The 4,014-nt window shown below is 71.2% G+C and carries 4 protein-coding genes, 1 pseudogene and 1 riboswitch; of the genes and pseudogenes, 3 read left to right on the top strand and 2 right to left on the bottom strand.

Annotated features, from left to right (window positions below):
• The first annotated feature begins 305 nt into the window (after nucleotides 1-305).
• Nucleotides 306-423: riboswitch (SAM riboswitch) on the top strand.
• Between the two features lie 34 nt (nucleotides 424-457).
• Nucleotides 458-1,828 (top strand): aminotransferase class V-fold PLP-dependent enzyme, encoded by a 1,371-nt coding sequence (locus GA0115259_RS10365; RefSeq protein WP_093594165.1) that lies wholly within the window; start codon nucleotides 458-460, stop codon nucleotides 1,826-1,828.
• 21 nt (nucleotides 1,829-1,849) lie between these two features.
• Here GA0115259_RS10365 and GA0115259_RS10360 read toward each other — a convergent pair whose 3' ends face one another.
• Entirely contained in the window at nucleotides 1,850-2,131 is a 282-nt protein-coding gene (locus tag GA0115259_RS10360; RefSeq protein ID WP_093594162.1) for an Lrp/AsnC family transcriptional regulator, read from the bottom strand.
• Nucleotides 2,128-2,838 carry a rhomboid family intramembrane serine protease gene (locus tag GA0115259_RS10355; RefSeq protein WP_256097968.1) on the bottom strand — a complete coding sequence of 237 codons (711 nt, stop codon included), beginning with the start codon at nucleotides 2,836-2,838 and terminating at the stop codon, nucleotides 2,128-2,130. Before GA0115259_RS10355 ends, GA0115259_RS10360 begins: the two co-directional genes overlap by 4 nt.
• 161 nt (nucleotides 2,839-2,999) lie before the next feature.
• On the opposite strand from GA0115259_RS10355, the gene GA0115259_RS10350 reads away from it, so the two are divergent.
• Nucleotides 3,000-3,242 (top strand): hypothetical protein, encoded by a 243-nt coding sequence (locus GA0115259_RS10350; protein WP_093594168.1) that lies wholly within the window; start codon nucleotides 3,000-3,002, stop codon nucleotides 3,240-3,242.
• 33 nt (nucleotides 3,243-3,275) lie between these two features.
• A pseudogene (locus GA0115259_RS10345) lies at nucleotides 3,276-4,014 on the top strand (RNA-binding protein); the annotation flags it as partial.

Below are 4,014 nucleotides of genomic sequence, written 5' to 3'. Positions count from 1 at the left end.
CGCTGGCGGTGCAACTGGGGGCGGGGATGGCGAGGGCGGCGGAAGCGGTGGACTCGGGAGAGGCGAGGCGGACGCTGGAACGGTGGGTTACGGCGAGTCACCGCGGCGCGTAGCCCGCCCCGGCGGGGCGGTGCGACTGGCGGCGGCTGAGCCGGCCCTTGCCGGACGGGCATCCGGCGCCGGGGGGCCGCCCCGGCACCGGGCTCCCGCTCGGTAGGGGCAAGCTCCTCGCCGTACGCGGGCGGCGTTCCGGATCGCGGACGCAGGCGTACCCCGCGCGGACGTTGTGGCATACTTTTCGACCAGGTCATGAGCGACAGCGATTACGGCCCCGGCTCGCTGTCCGGCAACCCTCCGTCCGTGGCGGGGTGCCCCGGGTGAAGACCAGGCCGTGGGCAGCGAGGTCCGCGGCAAGCGCGGGCCCTTTGGGGTCCTGGTCCCCAAAGGGAGCCGTTTCGTGAGCCCGAACGCCGTCACCGCGATCACCGCCGAGCCTCTGCCCGTGCTCGGGCGGGATGTCACCGTGCCGCTTGTCACCGGTGGTGAGGTCGCCTACGCCGCGCTCGACTACGCGGCCAGCGCGCCCGCTCTTCAGCGCGTGTGGGACGACGTCGCCGCGTATGCGCCGTACTACGGCAGTGTCCACCGCGGCGCCGGTTATCTCTCGCAGCTCTCCACCGATCTCTTCGAGAACAGCCGCCGCACGGTCGCGGAGTTTCTCGGCTGCCGCCCCGGCGACCAGGTCGTCTTCACCCGCTCGACCACCGACTCGCTGAATCTGCTCGCCGCGGTGCTTCCGGCCGGCTGCCAGGTGTTCGTCTTCGAGACCGAGCACCATGCCTCCCTGCTGCCCTGGCGCGAGGCCCGGGTCAGCTATTTGGACGCGCCGCGCACTCCGGCCGAGGCCGTCGCGACCCTGGAGCGGGCGCTCGCGGAGCGCGATTCCGAGGGCCCGGCGCTGGTCTGTGTGACTGGCGCGTCCAATGTGACCGGTGAGCTGTGGCCCGTACGGGAGCTGGCCGCCGCCGCGCACGCGCACGGCGCCCGGATCGTGCTCGACGCCGCGCAGCTCGCTCCGCATCACCCGGTGGACATCGCCGCGCTGGATGTCGACTGGGTCGCCTTCTCCGGGCACAAGCTGTACGCGCCGTTCGGCTCCGGAGTGCTCGCGGGCCGCGCCGACTGGCTCCAGGACGCCGAGCCCTATCTCGCGGGCGGCGGCGCCAGCCGTGCGGTGGCCCGCCGGAGCGACGGCGGCGTCGATGTCGTGTGGCACAGCACGGCCGCCCGCCACGAGGCCGGTTCGCCCAATGTCATCGGCGTGTACGCGATCGCCGCCGCCTGCCGGGCCCTCACCGAAGCGGGCTTCGACGCCCTTGTCGACCGTGAACAGCGGCTTGTCGCCCGGGTGCGCGCAGGCCTCGCCGAGGTGCCCGAGGTCAAGGTGCTCTCGCTGTTCGGCGACGAGGCTCCGCGCGTCGGTGTTCTGTCGTTCGTGGTCGAGGGATGGAACAGCTCGCACTTCGCCGCCGCGCTCTCCGCGGAGTACGGCATCGGCGTACGGGACGGCCTCTTCTGCGCGCATCCGCTGGTGCGTACCCTGCTGGGCACCGACCCGCAGGATCCGGGCGAGTGCGGCGCTCCGGAGGCCGAGCCGGGCGAGCGCTCGCTGAACGCGATCCGTGTCAGCTTCGGCGCCGGCACTCCGGACGAGCACGTGGATCGCTTCGTCCGTGCCGTACGGGAGCTGGTGAGTGACGGAGCGCGCTGGAACTACCGTACGGAGGACGGCCGTTGCGTCCCGGACCGGGACGGCGCCACGGCCTGACGTACGGAGCCGGAGGCGGCCTTACGCGTCGAGTCCGATGGCGAAGGCCGCTTCGAGGTCATGCTGTGAGTACGTACGGAACGCCACATGAGTGTCCGTGGCCTCGACGCCCTCGATCTTGCTGATCCGGCCGGGGATCACATCCGCCAGATCGTCGTGCTTGGCCACCCGCACCATGGCGATCAGGTCGTACGTACCGGTCACCGAGAAGACCTCGCTGACGCTGTCCAGCGCGGCGATCGACTCCGCGATCTCGGGAATCCGGTCCACGCTGGTCTTGATGAGCACGATCGCGGTGATCACGGTTGACGTTCTCCCTCGGTGGCCGCGGTGTGGTCTCCCACTCTATCGGTACGCCAGTACCGCCCCCAGGCGTAGAGAAATCCGGTGGCGAAGCCCACGAGATGCGCGAGATAGGCCACACCGGGCCCCGAGCCCGCGCCGCGCGCCGCCAGCCACTGGAGCGCGAACCAGAAGATCAGCACGATCCAGGCCGGGAAGCGCAGCGGCAGGAAGAACAGGAACGGGAAGAGACTGGTGACCCGGGCCTTCGGGAAGAGATAGAGAAAGGCGCCGAGCACGCCCGAGATCGCGCCCGAGGCCCCCACCAGCGTCTGGTCCGAGGCCGCGTTCACCATGGCGTACGCGAGCAGCGCGAGACAGCCGACGCCGAGATAGAAGAACAGGAAGTGCGCCCGGCCCAGCCGCTCCTCCGCCATCGCGCCGAAGACGAACAGAAACAGCATGTTCCCCAGCAGATGCAGCCAGCTTCCATGGACGAAGAGCGCGGTCAGCGGAGTGAACAGGGCGCGGGTGGCGCCGCTCAGCAGCTCGGCCGGGATGACGCCCCACCGTTCGAAATACAAGGTCTGCGCGTCGAGGAGCGCCTCACCTCTCCCGTACGCCGGGTTGAAACCCGAGGCCGGACTGAACAGGAAGGCCAGACAGCAGAGGCCGATCAGCGTGTGGGTCACCACCGGTCCGCCGGCCGTCGTCCGCGACGTATTCACCGACAGAGCATCGCCTACCGGGACCGAAGGGTACAGAGCGCCTCGCCGCTCCCTGGGGTGGCCCGGAGGCCGTAGGGTTGCAAGGAGTACATCCGCTGTTCGACGGCGCACCGCGGGCGGCGGCGGGACGGACGACGACGGACGACGAAAGAGGACGCATGATGACGACGGTTCCCCAGCCGACGGCCGCCACCCGGTGGCGCTGCACACTGTGCGGCAATCTCACGCGTTTCGATGTGACGCGATCGTCGAAGGCCGTCGAGTACGTCCATCTGGACCTGGCAGGGGAGCCGCGGGTCGAGGAGCGCGAGGTGGTCAGTGAGACCATCGAGTCGGTGCGCTGCCGTTGGTGCAACGCGGTGGATCAGATCGAGCTGGTGGACAGGCCGGGCGCCGGTTCCTGAGGGAACCGCCCGAAAGGGTATGGGGTGACGGATGTGGAGCAGGCCGCAAGCGGTGCTGAGCCGGCCGGCGCGGCCGGCGGTGACGCCGCGGAGGCGCTGGACCGCCCGCTCCCGGACGGCGTACGGCGCAGAGTCATCGCGCTGGTCTCCGATGCCTTCGGTGGACTGACGATCACCGAACTCCCCGCGCAGCTACGCCAGTACGCCCGGTTCACGCCCAACAGACGGGCCAAGTTCGCCGGTAACGCGATGGCCGCGGCCCTGGAGAGCGATCCGCTGTTCCGGCAGCGCATCGGTGAGCGCATCAGCCACTCCCAGCCGGAGCTGGCCGGTGCCCTGGAGTCGGGATCGCCGCCCGCCGCCGCGGATCCCGTCGATGTGGCCGCGGCCGCGTATGTGCTCAGGCCGCCCGGATGGGTGAAGCTGGTGGCCGCCGCGGGCGAGGAGGCACAGCGCGCGGACGCCGAGCGCGCCGACGAGGAGGCCCGGCGCGAGCTGGAGCGGCTGCGTGAGGAACTGGCCGTGGCCAGGGCGCTGACGAAGAGCGAGACCGAGCGGCTGCGTACGGAGCTGGAGGCGGCCCGCAAGGAGGCCGAGTCGCTCCACCGCAAACTGCGCAGTGCCCAGAGCGATGTGAAGCGCGGCGAGGCCGCGCTGCGCCGGGTGCACGCGGAGACCGAGGCGGCCAGGGCCGAGGCCGCGGCTGCCGTGTCGGCCGCGGAGAGCGAGACCCGCCGGATCAAGGCCCGGCTCGGCGAGGCCGAGTCGGCGG

Origin of the sequence: Streptomyces sp. MnatMP-M17, from assembly GCF_900091995.1 — a bacterium.
Classification (GTDB): Bacteria; Actinomycetota; Actinomycetes; order Streptomycetales; family Streptomycetaceae; genus Streptomyces.
This window is presented reverse-complemented; position numbering and strand designations above follow the sequence as displayed.